This is a genomic window from Haloarcula laminariae (assembly GCF_025457605.1).
Lineage (GTDB): Archaea > Halobacteriota > Halobacteria > Halobacteriales > Haloarculaceae > Haloarcula > Haloarcula laminariae.
This window is the reverse complement of record NZ_JAMZFY010000001.1, coordinates 1,086,386-1,100,441: the sequence shown is the minus strand read 5'-3', so window position 1 is coordinate 1,100,441 and position 14,056 is coordinate 1,086,386. Positions and strand designations below refer to the sequence as shown.

Sequence of the window (14,056 nt, the reverse complement as noted above, 5' to 3'; positions counted from 1 at the left end):
CAGAGGCGCGGACGTATTCCTATGACGCTGCGGCGACCGTCGGCCGGTTCTAGCCAGCTGACAAGCAGAGGCGCGGACGTATTCATGTAAACCGACACCAACATTCGCGTTGACAATCGGCGGCCGGAACCTGAACTATCCGGCCGACGCCTTCTTTACCTAGGTTTTCGAACTATAACTGAATGAACGAACAGGCTCCCGAGCGGCGAGTCGCAGTCGCTGGGACTGAGGCCGGCGGTAGCTCCGGGCTGCCGGCGGCACTGGCCGACAGGTCGTCCGTCACCGTCGTGACCGTCGACGCCGGCGGTCCCTTCGACGAACTGGCCGACGCCGACGCGCTTGTCGTCGTGGACGACCCGCCGGCGACCGACGGCGTGGAGATGTTCCGTCGCGTCCGCGGGGGCGACTGGACGCTTCCGGTCGTCCTGGTCAGCGAGGCCGTCGACCCCGAGCGGGTCGAGGCGGCCCTCTCGGCCGGGGTCACGGAGTACCTCTCGGCGTGGACCGAAGCGAGGACCGAGGAACTGGCCGCTCGCATCGAGGCCCACGTCAGGATTCCCGCGCTGGACGGTATCGCCCAGGCGGAGCGCTGGGACGCCATCGCCGGTTCGCTCGCCCACGACGCGAAAAACCCCCTGAACGTCGTCACCGGCCGGCTGGAACTCCTCGACGTCGAGGACACGCACGGCGAGGCCATCGAGCGGTCCGTGGGGCGGGTGGAGTCGCTGCTGTCGGAGCTGTCGACTATCGCAAGTCTCACCGCTCCAGTCCGGAACACGGACCCCGTCGACCTGGCCGAGTCGGCCAGACGGGCGTGGGACGATATCGGCGGGTCGGCCGACAACCTCCGCGTCGAGACCGCTCCGACGGTCCAGGCGGACCCTGACTCCCTCCGGCTCGTCCTCGAACGGCTGTTCGAGAACGCCGTAGTCCACGCCGGCGAGGATGCGACCGTCACCGTCGGCGACACCGGGACCGGCTTCTACGTCGCCGACGACGGGCCGGGCATCCCCGCCGAGGACCGACAGCGCGTCTTCGAGCAGGGGTACGGCACGGCCCGGGAGGGGGAGGGGTACGGGCTGTTCGTGGCCGAACGCGTCGCGACGGCCCACGGCTGGGACATCGTCGCGGGCGAGAGCGAGGCCGGCGGCGCCAGGTTCGACATCGGCTACCGGTAGGGTCTCCGAACCGCACAACCGACTCCGGCAAACTGAGAAGAAATCGCGTTACAGCGCCCAGAACGTGTCGAATCGTCGCCTCCGCGCTCGCGTTGTGAACGTTCCGGTGTAGCTATAAGGACGGAATCTGAATATTCGGATATGCCCCACACTTGCCGGAACTGCAAGCGGACATTCGGGACCGAACTCGAACTCGAACTCCACCTCGACACCTGCTCCGCCGGGCAGCTGTACTGTGACGAGTGTGGCGGTCGGTTCACCGAGCGAGCGGCCACGGAGGACGGATGGCACTATCGCTGCCCGAACGAGGACTGCTCGGGAAGCGGCATCGACGACGACATCCACCAGGTATCCGACGCGCGAGTCGCGAAACGGTAGTCGTCCGCCGCTCACGCGGTCCGAGCGAGGGCGCCGATGCGAGCACAGGCCCGCCGGCAGACGGGCACGTAGCCGAAGGCGGCGAGCGGGAGTTCGAACCCGACGACGCTCCCGGCGGGGTGGGTCTCGACGAAGTGGCCGGTGGCCGGCACGCGGGCGACCGTCCACGTCCACCGGTAGTTCTGGCAGGTCGTTATCTCGAAGGGGAGCCGGACGGCGCCCAGCACCTGGACCCGACCGCGGCTCCCCGACGTGATGTACCGGTCGGCCGACTCGACGGCGGTGATAGACGGTCCCCAGTCGGGCCAGCGCCGGGTATCCGTCAGTACGGTCCAGACGGCGTCGATAGGGGCGTCGACGGTCCGACGGACGAGGAGTCGTCGACCGTCGGGCGTCCGTTCGACGCTGGTGGCGGTCTCACCGAGAGCGGGTGGCATTATCAGAACGGATAGGGCGGTACCAAAGTATAGGTTAGTCCGGGCATAACCGCCGGCCAGATGATAGACGCCCGCGACCTCCGCAAGGAATACGGCGATTTCGTCGCCGTCGAGGGGAGTACCTTCTCCGTGGACCAGGGGGAAGTGTTCGGGGTCATCGGCCCCAACGGGGCCGGGAAGACGACCACCCTGAAGATGCTCGCCGGCCTGCTCGAACCGACGGGCGGCACCGCCGAGATAGCCGGCCTGGACACCGAGACGACGGAGATGCGCCAGCAGTTGGGCTTTCTCCCGGAGGAGTCGCCGCTGTACGAGGAGATGACGCCCGTCTCCTATCTGAAGTTCTTCGCGGACCTCTACGACGTGCCCGCGGACGTGGCCGAGGAACGGATGCACGAGACCCTAGACGAACTCCAGCTGGAACACAAGGAGCGAAAGCTGGGGGACATGTCCAAGGGGATGAAACGGAAAGTAGCCATCGCGCGGTCGCTCATCAACGACCCCGACGTGCTCATCTACGACGAGCCCGCGTCGGGGCTGGACCCGCTGACGACGAACTACGTCATCGAGTTCACCGAGCAGCTCGCCGAGGAGGGCAAGACCATCGTCTTCTCGGCGCACAACCTCTTTCACGTCGAGTCTATCTGCGATAGGGTCGCTATCATGAACGAGGGCCAGATAGTCGCCCGGGGTGACCTAGCGGAACTGCAGGCCGAGTACGGCGAGACGCGGTATCACGTCTACACCACCGTCGAGGTGCCTGACGCCGTCCGCGAAAACGGCAACTTCCGGACGCAGGTAGACAGCATGGACGCCGTCGAGGCGACCCGGACCGCCGCGGAGGACGCCGGCGGACAGGTGGTCGACATCCGCACCGAGGAGTCCAGTCTCGAAGAGGTGTTCCTCAACGTCGCCGAGGCCGGCACGCGGGGGACGCGCTACGTCGGGGAGGACGGCGAGTAGATGCGCCCCGGGAAGCTGCTGCGGGTCGCGAAGTGGGAGGTGACGAAAAACGCCGGCGGCGTCGACAGGAAGACGGTCGTCGTGATGGCGCTTGCCATCCTCGCGATGGGCTCTGTCGCGGCCGTCGCCGTCAGCGGGGGCGGGCCCGGGCTGAACGCGGACATCTACCGCATCGGCGTCGAGGAGTCGAGCCCGTACTACGACGTCGCCGACGACGACCCGAGTTTCCGAATCCAGGAGCCAAATCCCAGCGCGCTCGAACGGGGTGAGCAGGAACTCACGGTCTACGAGACGACCCGGGTCAGCCGGCCCCGGACCGAGAAACAGGCGGCCGCGCTGGAGGCGTTCCGGAGCAGCACCGAGTCGTACAACGACCGGACGATGGCCCGCGACGACAACCAGACCGCGGCCTTCCCGGTGTCGGTAACCCTGGTCTACCAGGAGCAAAACGGGAGCAGCGCGCTCGACACCCGGACCGACGGCGGTAGCGACGGCCAGTCGACCGACGACGGCGGGAACGGGACCGACGAGCAGGGCAGTGGGGGCTCCGGCGGCGCCGCGACGGCGACCGGTGGTGGCGGCACCGGTGGAAGCGGAGGCGACGGTAGCGCGGGTGGCGGCGAGCAGACGGCGGCCGGTGGCGGCGGTGCGGACCTCGGCGGTATCGGCGCCCGTCTCACCGGCGACGTCGCGGGCGGCACGCCCGGCGACATCTCGCCGCCGTTCCCGTTCGAGTCGCTCGTGCTCGCGTTCCTCTACATCGTCCCGATGAACTTCGTCATCCAGGCCTACGGCTCCTCGATGCTCTCGGAGCGGCTGAACCGCCGGGGCGAACTGCTGCTCGTGACGCCGGCCTCCCGCGGGGACATCATCGGCGGCAAGACGCTGCCGTACTTCCTCGGGGCGATGGGCGTCGCGACGGCGATTACCGCGCTGTTGCGCTTCTCGGGTATCGCGCCCAGCGGGAGCCTCATCGCGGTGGCCGCGGTCCTCCCGATTGCCCTGCTCTTCCTCTCGGCGACGTTCTGTGGCGCGATGTTCGCGCGGTCGTTCAAGGAACTGACCTTCGTCACCGTCACCATCACGGTGTCGCTGACCTCCTACGCGTTCGTTCCGGCCATCTTCACCGACGTGACGCCGATCGCGCTCATCTCGCCGCTGACGCTCGTGGTGATGGACCTCACCGGCCGGTCCATCTCGCTGGGCGAGTTCGCGTTCTCGACGATTCCGCCGCTGCTCACCGCGCTCGTCCTTTTCGGCCTCGGCGCCGGACTCTACCGCGAGGAGGACATGTTCACCCAGCGCTCGATTCCGCTGAAGGTGCTCGACGCGCTGGCGGGACAGATCAAGTCCCGCCGGAGCGCGCTGAAGATGAGCGCCATCCTCATCCCGTTCGTCATCGTCGCCGAACTGGGCGCCATCGCGTTCCTGTTCGTCCTCGATTCGGTGTCGCTGAACGTCTTCGGAACCAACCAGTCGCTGGGTATCGTCCTCGTGCTGGGCGTCGTGGCCGTCGTCGAGGAGTTGGGCAAGAGCCTCCACATCTACGCCGGCTACGCACACGCTCGCTACGAGCGGACGCTCCGGTCGGCTATCGGGCTCGGCGCGCTCTCCGGGCTGGGCTTCTTCCTCGCCGAGAAGGGGCTGCTCATCGTTCGCCTCTCGGACCTGGAGAGCCTGCCTATCGGTGACGCCGCGACCATGGGGGCGACGCCGCCGGCCGGCGTCCCGCTGTGGGTCGTGGCCCTGCTGTTCCTCTTTGCGCCGCTTGCCCTCCACGCGGTGACGGCGGCCATCTCGTCGGTCGGGGCCCGGCGCGGTCGCTGGGCGTACGTCGCCGCCGTCGGGGTGGCGGTCGTGGTTCACTTCGCCTACAACCTCACGGTGGTGACCAGCCTTGCGTGACGACCGCCCCTGGTATCGGGACCCGCGCATCGTGGTCGCCCGCCGGGACGTTCGCTCGCTCTCCCGCGAGAAGACCATCGTGCTGGCCCTGCTCATCCAGCTGTTCGTGGCCGGTTTCTCCTCGTTCCTCGTCGTGGGCCTGACCTCCCTGTACGACCCCGGCTCCGTCTCGACCGGCGAGGTCGAGATGGCCGTCACCGGCGACGCGCGCGAGAAGCTGCTCGAAGCCGGCGCCGAACACGAGGGCGCACAGATGACCGAGTTCGAGGACGCCGACGAGGCCCGCCTGGCCTTCGAGCAGCGCCGGGCCGACGCCCTGCTGAACGCCAGTTACGTCGAGTCGGCCGAGGGGCCGGGGCAGAAGATATCGGTCACGGCCCGCATCCCGGAGGGGTCGATACGCTCGACGCTCATCGTCGTCAACGTCCGGCGGGTGCTGGAGACGCTGGAGCGCCAGGAGCGGTTCGAGCGGTCGGGCTCGCTCGACGAGAACCCGGTCCCGCTGCCGCCGGAAATCAGCGCCAGCCCCTACTTCGGGTTCACCTACACGGTGTTGATTCCCCTCTTGCTCTTCCTCCCCGCGTTTATCAGCGGGTCGGTGGCGGTCGACACCATCACCGAGGAGATGGAGCGCGGGACGCTGGAGCTGCTGCGCGTCGCGCCGGTCAGCCTGCTCGACATCGTCGACGGGAAGGCCCTGGGGATGGCGCTACTGGCGCCCGTCCAGTCGCTGCTGTGGATACTGTTGCTGTCGGTCAACGGCATCCCCGTGGCGAACGTCGCCATCATCCTCCTGTTCGTCGCGGCGGTCGCGGCGCTGGTCGTCACCATCGGCGTCGTGCTGGGGGTGGCAACGGGCAAGCGCCGGCCCGCACAGCTGCTGTACTCCGTGCTATCGCTCGTCGTGTTCGGCGCCGCGGTGGTGTTGCCCGAACACCCAGCGACGACGGTCGCGAAACTCGCCGTCGACAGCCCGACGCTGTCGACCTACGCGACCGTCGTCGGGACGGTCGTGGTGGCTGTCCTGGGGTACGCAGTCGCCAGGAAATACGTCGGCAGCGTCGACGCCAGCGCGTTCTGACCGGGGCCGCTGTCGGCGAGACCGACGGTTGTTTTTTGCCGTCGGCGCCCGCCGTTCCGATATGGAGTACACCACACTCGGTTCGACGGGGATGGAGGTCAGCCGCATCTGTCTCGGCTGCATGAGCTTCGGTAGCTCGGAGTGGCGCGACTGGGTGCTGGACGAGGACGAGAGCAGGGAGATAATCGAGCGGGCCATCGACCTCGGCATCAACTTCTTCGACACCGCGAACATGTACTCAGTCGGCGAGTCCGAGCGCGTCCTCGGGAACGTGCTGGCGGACTACGACCGCGACAGTCAGGTCGTCGCCACGAAGGGCTACTTCGAGATGGACGAGGACAACCCCAACTCGGGCGGGCTCTCGCGGAAGACCCTCGAACAGGAGCTGTCGAACTCCCTGGAGCGGCTCGGGATGGACACCGTCGACCTCTACCAGATTCACCGCTGGGACTACGACACGCCCATCGAGCAGACGCTGCGCACGCTTGACGACATCGTCCGGCGGGGTCAGAGCCGATACGTGGGGGCGTCCTCGATGTGGACCTACCAGTTCGCCGAGGCGCTGCGGACGAGCGACCTCGAAGGGCTGGAGCGGTTCCAGACGATGCAGAACCACTACAACCTGCTGTATCGGGAGGAGGAGCGCGAGATGCTGCCCCTCTGTGACCGCGAGAACGTCGGCGTCGTTCCCTGGAGCCCGCTGGCCCGGGGGTATCTCGCCCGCCCCCACGAGGAGTTCGAAGCGACGACGCGGGGACAGACGGACGACTACGCCCGCGAGCACCCCTACTTCGCCGGCGGCGGCCGGGAGATAAACGAGCGCGTCGAGGAGCTGGCGGGGGAGTACGACGCGACGATGGCCCAGATAGCGCTGGCCTGGCTGCTGGACAAGGAGTGGGTCGACGCCCCCATCGTCGGCACGACGAGCGTCGAACACCTCGAAGACGCCGTCGCCGCGCTGGACATCGACCTCGCCGACAGCGACGTCACGTATCTGGAGGAGCCCTACGAGCCGGTGCCGGTGTCGGGCCACGAGTAGCGAGGTTTGCGGGAGCACAGCGACCGCAAACCTCGAAGCGGAGCGGGGAGCGAAGCGACCCGCGGAGCAGGAGCGAGGTGCTGACCGAGGGAAAGGACCTCGAAGCGGAGCGGGGAGCGAAGCGACCCGCGGAGCAGCAGGTTGTAGAACACAGCGACAGCCGCCCTCGAATCGCGCCTCGACGGAACGAGACTACCGACCCCGTCAGGGTACGCCGACGTGCTGATGGCGCCGGAGGAGATACAGCGGCGCCAGCACGAGCGTCAGCGGTGGCAGCGCCATCCAGTAGTACCAGCCCGAGGGCACCCAGTCGGAGACGGCGGTGACGTACCGCCGGTCGAGGTGGACACAGACCGGCGAGCAGATAGTGAGGACGAACCCGGCAGCGGCGAGCGGCAGGAGCGGCAGCGTCGTGACCGGGTCCGGCGGCAGGAGTACGGTCGTAGCCGCCTGAGCGACCATCACCGCGACGATACCCGCGATGGGGAGCCACCAGCGCGACGGCGGCCGGGACGCCTGTTCGGTCACGGTATCCGTCCCCCCGGGCTCCCGGGCCCGTCGCTCCCGGCCTGCTCGTGGGTGTGGTGGAAAAACCGGATGAGCGCCGTCCCGTCGTCGCTGACCGGTTCCAGGCAGACCCGCTGGTAGCGGTCGTTGTCGCGCATGTTCACCATCAGCCCCTCGTCGTGGACCGAGACGGACTCGAAGCCGGCGCCACAGACCGGACAGACGACCGGCTCCGCGGGGCCGTCAGCGTCGGTGGCGGAGCCGTCGCCGCTCACGCCCGGACCTCCGTCGCTACCTGTCGCATCCGCTCGAACTCGTCGGCGTCGTAGGCGATGAGGGACACGTCCGACAGCGAGTCGGGCTCGAAGGCGGCGAGCTCCTCCGAGATGATGCGGACGCCCTCGTCGAAATCGAAGCCGGCGATGCCACAGCCAATCGCCGGCATGACCAGCGACTGGCAGTTCAACGCGTCGGCCTCCGCCAGCGCGTTCCGGGTCGCGTCGCGGATGCTCGCCGCCGTCGCCTGGCCGCCGGCGGGCATCGCCGCGGCGTGGACGACGTAGTCGGCGTCCAGCCGGTAGGCCTCCGTCGTCGCCACACCGCCGAGTTCGACCGGCCCCTTGGCGACGGCCTCGTCGTCGATGCCGGACCCGGCCGCCCGCTTGAGCGCCCCGGCGACGCCCGACCCCATCCGGAGGCTGGTGTTTGCCGCGTTGACCAGCGCGTCGGCGGACTGGGCGGCGATGTCACCCTGGATGACGTCGAACTCCATACGCGACAGTGTGAGCGTCAGGGTGAAAGTTTTAGTGGGACACGGTGACTCACCCCACGCCACTCCGATGATCGTCGAGTCCCAAACGCCCGCTATGGACCTGTTACGGATGGAGTGGCGGGACGTTGGCTTCTGTCACTGGCCGGTCGAGCCGAGCGTCGTCGCGGCGACGCTCCCGGACGGGCTGACCGTCGATATCAAGAACGGGCAGGCGTGGCTCGGTGTCGTCCCCTTCGAGATGCGGGACATCCGCCCGCGGGGGAGTCCCATCGGCCGCGCGTTCGGCGAGTTGAACCTCCGGACGTACGTCACCGACGGGGAGACCCGGGGCGTCTACTTCTACAACCTGGACGCCGACGACCGGCTGAGCGTCGCCGTCGCCCGGCGGCTGTTCGAGCTGCCGTACTACCGCGCGTCGATGACCGTTCGGCGGACCGGCGACGGCGTTCGCTTTCGCAGCCGTCGGACCGACGACCGCGCGCCCCGGGCCGACTTCGACGCCACCTACGGCCCCGCCGACGGCGCGGAGACCCACGAGCCGGCCCCGCGGTCCCTGGAGTACTTTCTCGTCTCACGCTACCGGTTCTACGTCGCCGACGACGCCGGCGCCATCTACTACGCCGACATCGACCACGAACCGTGGCCGCTGCAGGCGGGGACGGCCGACATCCGGGCGAACGAGCTCTTCGCCGCCAACGGGTTCGACCACCCGTCGGGGGACCCGCTCGTCTACTACAGCCCCGGTATCGACGTGACGGCCGGTCGGCTCCACCGGCTGTGACCGACGTGACACTCAAGGGAGCGCGGTCCCGAGAGCCACCGTGTCGAGAAAGCCGCTCACCGTCCGCGTCGCGGACGTCTGTTTCTGTCACTGGCCGGTCGACCCCGAGGCCCTAGAGCGGACCCTCCCCGACTGGCTCACCGTCGAGCGGGCGGCCGGAGACGCCTGGATAACGGCCATCCATCACACCGTCGCCGGCGTCTCGGCCGTCGGCGTGGACCTGGGGAACCCGGCCCAGTCGGTCACGGTCCGGACCTACGTCCGGGGGCCCGAGGACCAGCGCGGGCTGTACTTCTTCGCGGCCTTCACCACGGACCCGATAGCCAGCGCCGCCGGCCCGCTGTTGCGGCTGAACTACCGCGACGGCCGGGTGGCTCGCCGCGACGGTGACGGCGACGCCCGGACCGAGCGGACGCTGGACGTGGACGGCCGGCGGGCCCTCACCGTCCGGTACACGCCCGGAGACGGGCCCGCGACGGCCGCGCCGCCGGACTCGCTGGCGTCGTTTTTCGTCGAGCGGTTCCGCGTCTTCGGCGGCGGGCCGCTGGGCGCCCGGTTCGTCGGGCACGTCGGCCACGACCCCTGGAAGCTCGGGCCGGTCGAGGGGACCGTCGAGGGCGACCTGCTGTCGACGCTGGGCCTTCCCGAGCCGGTCGGCGACCCGCTACTCCACTACAGCCCCGGGAACGAACTCGGGGTCGCCCCGTTCAAGCCGCTGTGGCTCGACTGAGGGGCGGAACTGACAACAGGGGGCCGGCCGTTGGCAGCGTCCATGGACGACCTGGCGCGGGTGTCGGGCGTGGTCGCCGTCTGCATTGCGGCGGTCGGTATCGCCGGCGCGGCGCTGGCCTCGCCGGCCTTCGCGGTCACCGGGAACGCGCTGTCGGACCTGGGTCAGCCCGGCAACCCGGCCGCAACGCCGGTGACGACGCTGCTGTTCGATGGCGGGTTGATACTTGCCGGTGTGGTCGGGCTCCCCTTCTCAGTCGTGCTCTGGCGCCGGAGCGAGACATCCATCGGGCGGGTCGCTGTCGTCCCCTTCGCGGTGGCGCTGCTCGGGATGGCCGGCGTCGGCCTGTTCCCGGCCGGGCGCCCGCTCCACGTCCCGGCCGCGCTGACGCTGTATCTCGGTTCGATGGTCGCGATGACGCTCGCTGGCGTCGATAGCGGGCTGGCCGGGAAGCGACGGCGAGCCGCGGTGACGCTCTCGTTCGTCGCCGTCCACGTCGCCGGCTGGTGGTGGTGGGCCGCCGGCGGCCCGGTACCCCGGCCCGGGCTCGCCGTCCCGGAGCTCCTCGGCGCGGCCGTGTTCGCCGCCTGGGTGGTCCTGACCGCAGTTGGGGAACGGTCGGGCCGCTCCGGCGGATGACACCAGTATCAATCGCGGCAACGGGGCCGAACGAATAAGGGCCGACTGGGCGCTACAGTTGAGATATGGCAGCTATCGAGACGACGGAGCTGACCCGGCGCTTCGGCGAAGTGACGGCGCTGTCCGGGCTGAGCCTCTCCGTCGAGGACGGCGCCCTGTTCGGACTCCTCGGCCCCAACGGCTCCGGGAAGACGACGACAATCGAACTGTTGACCGGCCAGCGCGAGCCCACGAGCGGGTCGGCGACCGTCGTCGGCCACGACCCCGTCGCGGAGCCGATGGCGGTCAAGCAGGCCATCGGCATCCTCCCCGAGCGGGAGGACCCGCCGAGCTTCCTGACCCCGCGCGAGTATCTCACCTTCGTCGGCGAGGTACGCGCCATCGACGATGTGGACGAGCGAATCGAGACCTGGGCCGAGCGCCTGGAGTTTTCGGGCGTGCTCGACGCCCTCTCGACGGGGCTGTCGGAGGGTGAGCGCCAGCGGGTGATGCTCGCCGCCGCCTTCCTCCACGACCCGGACCTCGTGTTCATCGACGAGCCCCTCGTCAACCTCGACCCCATCATGCAGGAACAGGTCAAGTCCGTCCTGGCCGACTACTGCGAGCGGGGCAACACGCTCTTTCTCTCGACGCACTACGTCGACGTGGCCGCCGAACTCTGTACCCACGTCGGCATCGTGGAGGGCGGCGAGCTGGTCGCGGAGTGTGACCCCCGGGAGATGAGCGAGGACGAGTTGCTGGACTACTTCATCGCCGAGGTCGGGGGCGATGCCGCGGCGGGCGTGACGCCGGCCGAGGGGCGGCCGTGACGGGGACGCTGTTCCGGTGGATGGTCCGCGAGGAGTGGCGCCTCCACAGCCACCTCTTCGGCGGGGCCCGCTTCGCGGCGTTCCCGCTCGTTGTCGCTCTCCTCACGGCGGTCGGGGCGTGGCTGCTCCCGCTGACGGGGACGCCCCTTGCGACGGTTGCCGGCGGGCTGGTCGCGCTCGTCGGCTTCTTCGGGCTGCAGGTCGGCACCATCGGGCTGGTCGGACGGGACGCCCTGCGGGACGTGCTGGGCGAGATGACGCTGCTCGTGTTCTCGGCGCGGACCCTCCCGCTGTCCTTCCGCCGACTGCTCGCGACGTTCCTGCTGAAAGACGTCTGTTACTATGCCGCGTTCGTGCTGACCCCCGCCGTCGTCGGCTACGGCACCGTGGCGGTGGCCTCGGGCGCGACGCCGGCGAGCGTGGCCCTGCTGTTGGTGGCCGTCGTCGCGGCCTTCGCCTTCGGTGCGTCGCTGTCGCTCGCGCTCGTCGCGGTGGCGACCCGGAGCCGGCTCGCGTTCGTGGGCGCGCTCGCCGTCGGGGCGGCGACTGTCGTCGGGCTGGGGCTCGACCCGGTCGCGTACACGCCCTACGCGCTCTATGCCGACCCGTCGGTCGCTGCAGCCGTCCGCGGGCTCGCCCCGACGCTCGCGCTCGCGGCGGTCGGGGTCGCGCTCTTCGAGCCGGTCGACGACGGCGGCTCGGCCCGCCACCGGGCGACCGAGCGCCTCTTTACCGGGGTTTCGGACCCGCTGACCAGGCAGTCGCTGCTGTCGGTCGCCCGCTCGTCGGGGTCGGTCGGCAAGGTCGTCTTCTCGATGGGCGTGCTGTTTGCCGTCACGGCCCTGCTGCTGGGCCGCATCACCGCCGCGACCGGCATCCGGCCGCAGCCGGGGGTCGCCTTCGGGACCCTGCTGGGCCTGGGCGCCTTCACCACCTACAGCTGGGTCACCCAGTTCGACTCGCCGCGGGCGTATCTCCGGTACCCGGTGGCCTACGCCGACGTGTTCGCCGGGACGCTGCGGGCGTATCTGGTCCTCTCGCTGTCGGCCGCGGCGAGCTACCTGGCCGTGGCGGCGCTGTGGTATCCGGCGCCGGCCCTGGCCGTCGGCGCGCTCGTGGTGCCCGGGGTCGCCGTCTACGTCTTCGGCGTCGCGGCGTATCTCACGGGCCTGTCGCCCAACGAGCTCCTGTTCGATACGGCGCTGTTCGCCGTCTTCGGCGCCGCGCTGGCCGCGCTGGCGGTCCCGCTGCTGGTCGCGGCGCTGGTCGTCTCGGTCGCTCCGACGGCCGCCGTCGTCGGGGCCGTGGGGCTCGCGACGGCGGCCGGCGCCGTCGGCTGGTGGCTGACCGGGCGGGCCGGCCCGCGCTGGGAAGGGCGGCTCCGACGCTCGTAGCGGGCAACCGGACAGTTCCCCGTAGCTACAAGTACCGTAGTGTGTTCGGATATAGTACGAGTAGAGTATATGTCCGAGGGAGATATCAGGACGCTGGTGGTCGATGACAGCGAGTTCTTCGCCGACATGACGGCCCAGACGTTGTCCCAGGAACACGACATGGACGCGGTCTCGGTCCACAGCGGCGTCGCCGCCGCCGAGCGGTTGACCGAGGACGAGTTCGACTGCGTCGTCAGCGACTACGAGATGCCGGGGATGGACGGGCTGGAGCTGCTTTCGACCGTGCGGGAGGAGGAGCCGTCGCTGCCCTTTATTCTGCTGACCGGCCGGGGCGACGAGGAGACCGCGAGCGAGGCCATAAACGCCGGTGTGGCCGACTACCTGCTGAAACTCGAAGTCGTCGAGGACAAGCAGTACGGCCGGCTGGCGAACCGCATCGAGAGCGTCGTCGAACAGGACCGGACGCGAAAGAAGTTCGAGTCCCTGGTGGCGAACTCGCCGGACGGCATCGCCCACGTCACCGCGAAAGGCGTCCTGCTGTCGACCAACCCGTCGCTGGCCGACCGCCTGGGGACGACCGTCGAGGCGCTGTCCGGCGAGCGCCTGACCGACGTGATGGAGACGGAGACCGCCCGCCGACGGGTCGCCGCGGTCCGCGAGGCCATCGAGACGGGCGAGACCGTCGAGACGACGGACTCGGTGGACGGGCGCCACTACCAGAACCAGTTCGTCCCCGTCGAGAGCCACCGCGAGCGGAGCACCGTCCAGCTCATCTCCCGGGACGTGACCGAGCGGGTCGAGCGCCAGCGGGAACTGGAGCGCCAGAACGAGCGGCTGGAGGAGTTCGCCAGCGTCGTCAGCCACGACCTGCGGAACCCGCTGAACGTCGCCGACAGCGCGCTCGAACTGCTCGACGCGGACGACGACGAGCTGGTCGGGAAGATAGACCGCTCGCTCGACCGGATGAGCGACATCATCGAGGACGTGCTGACCCTGGCTCGCGAGGGGCGGGCCGTCGACGACCCCGAGTGGGTCGACATCGGGACGCTGGCCGAGGAGGCCTGGGCGGACGTCGAGACAGAGGACGCGACGCTGTCGGTGACGGCGTCCGGCCAGCTGGAGGCAGACCCCACCCGGGCGCGGGACCTCTTTACCAACCTCTTTCGCAACGCCGTCGAACACAACGACGGCCCGGTATCGGTGACTGTCGGTGCCGTCGAGGGCGGGTTCTACGTCGCCGACGACGGGTGCGGGGTCGACGGCGGGAGCGGCGTGTTCGAGATGGGGTACTCGACGGCCGACGAGGGCACGGGCATCGGGCTCGCCATCGTCGCACAGATAGCCGACGCACACGGCTGGGGGCTCGACCTCGCCGAGAGCGAGGTGGGCGGCGCCCGGTTCGAGGTCACCGGCGTGGCGCGGCGCGAGTGACTTTTCACAGCT

16 protein-coding genes are annotated in these 14,056 nt (G+C 69.5%); 12 read left to right on the top strand and 4 right to left on the bottom strand.

The window, feature by feature from the left end; translation table 11 throughout:
- Positions 1 to 182 precede the first annotated feature (182 nt).
- Together NJQ98_RS05845 and NJQ98_RS05840 are read left to right on the top strand one after the other, a co-directional pair.
- Positions 183 to 1,178, top strand: a complete 996-nt coding sequence (locus tag NJQ98_RS05845; protein ID WP_262176887.1) for a sensor histidine kinase — start codon at positions 183 to 185, stop codon at positions 1,176 to 1,178.
- Positions 1,179 to 1,319: 141 nt separating this feature from the next.
- Complete coding sequence (locus NJQ98_RS05840; protein ID WP_262176884.1) at positions 1,320 to 1,556, top strand: transcriptional regulator; 237 nt, start codon at positions 1,320 to 1,322, stop codon at positions 1,554 to 1,556.
- A gap of 11 nt (positions 1,557 to 1,567) precedes the next feature.
- Here NJQ98_RS05840 and NJQ98_RS05835 read toward each other — a convergent pair whose 3' ends face one another.
- The gene (locus NJQ98_RS05835; RefSeq protein WP_262176881.1) at positions 1,568 to 1,993 is read right to left on the bottom strand and encodes an SRPBCC family protein; all 426 of its coding nucleotides are present in this window, start codon (positions 1,991 to 1,993) and stop codon (positions 1,568 to 1,570) included.
- A gap of 60 nt (positions 1,994 to 2,053) precedes the next feature.
- Between NJQ98_RS05835 and NJQ98_RS05830 the strand changes: the two genes are divergently transcribed.
- From NJQ98_RS05830 to NJQ98_RS05815, 4 genes are all read left to right on the top strand, one after another.
- Entirely contained in the window at positions 2,054 to 2,956 is a 903-nt protein-coding gene (locus tag NJQ98_RS05830) for an ABC transporter ATP-binding protein (RefSeq protein ID WP_262176879.1), read from the top strand.
- Positions 2,957 to 4,861, top strand: coding sequence for an ABC transporter permease (locus tag NJQ98_RS05825; RefSeq protein ID WP_262176878.1), 1,905 nt, complete (start codon positions 2,957 to 2,959; stop codon positions 4,859 to 4,861).
- Complete coding sequence (locus NJQ98_RS05820; protein ID WP_262176876.1) at positions 4,854 to 5,942, top strand: ABC transporter permease; 1,089 nt, start codon at positions 4,854 to 4,856, stop codon at positions 5,940 to 5,942. Before NJQ98_RS05825 ends, NJQ98_RS05820 begins: the two co-directional genes overlap by 8 nt.
- Before the next feature lie 61 nt (positions 5,943 to 6,003).
- Positions 6,004 to 6,981, top strand: a complete 978-nt coding sequence (locus tag NJQ98_RS05815) for an aldo/keto reductase (protein ID WP_262176874.1) — start codon at positions 6,004 to 6,006, stop codon at positions 6,979 to 6,981.
- Between the two features lie 204 nt (positions 6,982 to 7,185).
- On the opposite strand, the gene NJQ98_RS05810 is transcribed toward NJQ98_RS05815, so the two are convergent.
- The 3 genes from NJQ98_RS05810 to NJQ98_RS05800 are packed head-to-tail and all read right to left on the bottom strand — an operon-like array spanning position 7,186 to position 8,260.
- A complete protein-coding gene (locus NJQ98_RS05810; protein WP_262176871.1) occupies positions 7,186 to 7,509 on the bottom strand; it encodes a hypothetical protein in 324 nt (107 codons plus the stop codon).
- Positions 7,506 to 7,763 (bottom strand): DUF8145 family protein, encoded by a 258-nt coding sequence (locus NJQ98_RS05805; RefSeq protein WP_262176868.1) that lies wholly within the window; start codon positions 7,761 to 7,763, stop codon positions 7,506 to 7,508. Before NJQ98_RS05805 ends, NJQ98_RS05810 begins: the two co-directional genes overlap by 4 nt.
- Positions 7,760 to 8,260, bottom strand: coding sequence for a macro domain-containing protein (locus NJQ98_RS05800; RefSeq protein WP_262176865.1), 501 nt, complete (start codon positions 8,258 to 8,260; stop codon positions 7,760 to 7,762). The genes NJQ98_RS05805 and NJQ98_RS05800 overlap by 4 nt, the downstream gene beginning before the upstream one ends.
- A gap of 94 nt (positions 8,261 to 8,354) precedes the next feature.
- On the opposite strand from NJQ98_RS05800, the gene NJQ98_RS05795 reads away from it, so the two are divergent.
- The 6 genes from NJQ98_RS05795 to NJQ98_RS05770 all read left to right on the top strand — a co-directional run bounded on the left by NJQ98_RS05795 (position 8,355) and on the right by NJQ98_RS05770 (position 14,044).
- A complete protein-coding gene (locus NJQ98_RS05795) occupies positions 8,355 to 9,041 on the top strand; it encodes a YqjF family protein (RefSeq protein WP_262176862.1) in 687 nt (228 codons plus the stop codon).
- 40 nt (positions 9,042 to 9,081) lie between these two features.
- Positions 9,082 to 9,771, top strand: coding sequence for a DUF2071 domain-containing protein (locus NJQ98_RS05790; RefSeq protein ID WP_262176860.1), 690 nt, complete (start codon positions 9,082 to 9,084; stop codon positions 9,769 to 9,771).
- Positions 9,772 to 9,813: 42 nt separating this feature from the next.
- Positions 9,814 to 10,410, top strand: a complete 597-nt coding sequence (locus NJQ98_RS05785; RefSeq protein ID WP_262176856.1) for a DUF998 domain-containing protein — start codon at positions 9,814 to 9,816, stop codon at positions 10,408 to 10,410.
- A 65-nt stretch (positions 10,411 to 10,475) separates the two neighbouring features.
- The gene (locus tag NJQ98_RS05780; protein ID WP_262176852.1) at positions 10,476 to 11,219 is read left to right on the top strand and encodes an ABC transporter ATP-binding protein; all 744 of its coding nucleotides are present in this window, start codon (positions 10,476 to 10,478) and stop codon (positions 11,217 to 11,219) included.
- Entirely contained in the window at positions 11,216 to 12,613 is a 1,398-nt protein-coding gene (locus NJQ98_RS05775; RefSeq protein ID WP_262176848.1) for a hypothetical protein, read from the top strand. The genes NJQ98_RS05780 and NJQ98_RS05775 overlap by 4 nt, the downstream gene beginning before the upstream one ends.
- 69 nt (positions 12,614 to 12,682) lie before the next feature.
- On the top strand, positions 12,683 to 14,044 hold the full coding sequence (locus tag NJQ98_RS05770; protein ID WP_262176845.1) for a response regulator: 1,362 nt from the start codon (positions 12,683 to 12,685) through the stop codon (positions 14,042 to 14,044).
- Positions 14,045 to 14,056 lie beyond the last annotated feature (12 nt).

What these genes read in the sequence shown, in the direction of transcription:
- NJQ98_RS05845 (WP_262176887.1), top strand. Translation starts at nt 183, where the DNA reads ATGAACGAACAGGCTCCCGAGCGGCGAGTCGCAGTCGCTGGGACTGAG.
- NJQ98_RS05840 (WP_262176884.1), top strand. Translation starts at nt 1,320, where the DNA reads ATGCCCCACACTTGCCGGAACTGCAAGCGGACATTCGGGACCGAACTC.
- NJQ98_RS05835 (WP_262176881.1), bottom strand. Translation starts at nt 1,993, where the DNA reads ATGCCACCCGCTCTCGGTGAGACCGCCACCAGCGTCGAACGGACGCCC.
- NJQ98_RS05830 (WP_262176879.1), top strand. Translation starts at nt 2,054, where the DNA reads ATGATAGACGCCCGCGACCTCCGCAAGGAATACGGCGATTTCGTCGCC.
- NJQ98_RS05825 (WP_262176878.1), top strand. Translation starts at nt 2,957, where the DNA reads ATGCGCCCCGGGAAGCTGCTGCGGGTCGCGAAGTGGGAGGTGACGAAA.
- NJQ98_RS05815 (WP_262176874.1), top strand. Translation starts at nt 6,004, where the DNA reads ATGGAGTACACCACACTCGGTTCGACGGGGATGGAGGTCAGCCGCATC.
- NJQ98_RS05800 (WP_262176865.1), bottom strand. Translation starts at nt 8,260, where the DNA reads ATGGAGTTCGACGTCATCCAGGGTGACATCGCCGCCCAGTCCGCCGAC.
- NJQ98_RS05795 (WP_262176862.1), top strand. Translation starts at nt 8,355, where the DNA reads ATGGACCTGTTACGGATGGAGTGGCGGGACGTTGGCTTCTGTCACTGG.
- NJQ98_RS05785 (WP_262176856.1), top strand. Translation starts at nt 9,814, where the DNA reads ATGGACGACCTGGCGCGGGTGTCGGGCGTGGTCGCCGTCTGCATTGCG.
- NJQ98_RS05780 (WP_262176852.1), top strand. Translation starts at nt 10,476, where the DNA reads ATGGCAGCTATCGAGACGACGGAGCTGACCCGGCGCTTCGGCGAAGTG.
- NJQ98_RS05770 (WP_262176845.1), top strand. Translation starts at nt 12,683, where the DNA reads ATGTCCGAGGGAGATATCAGGACGCTGGTGGTCGATGACAGCGAGTTC.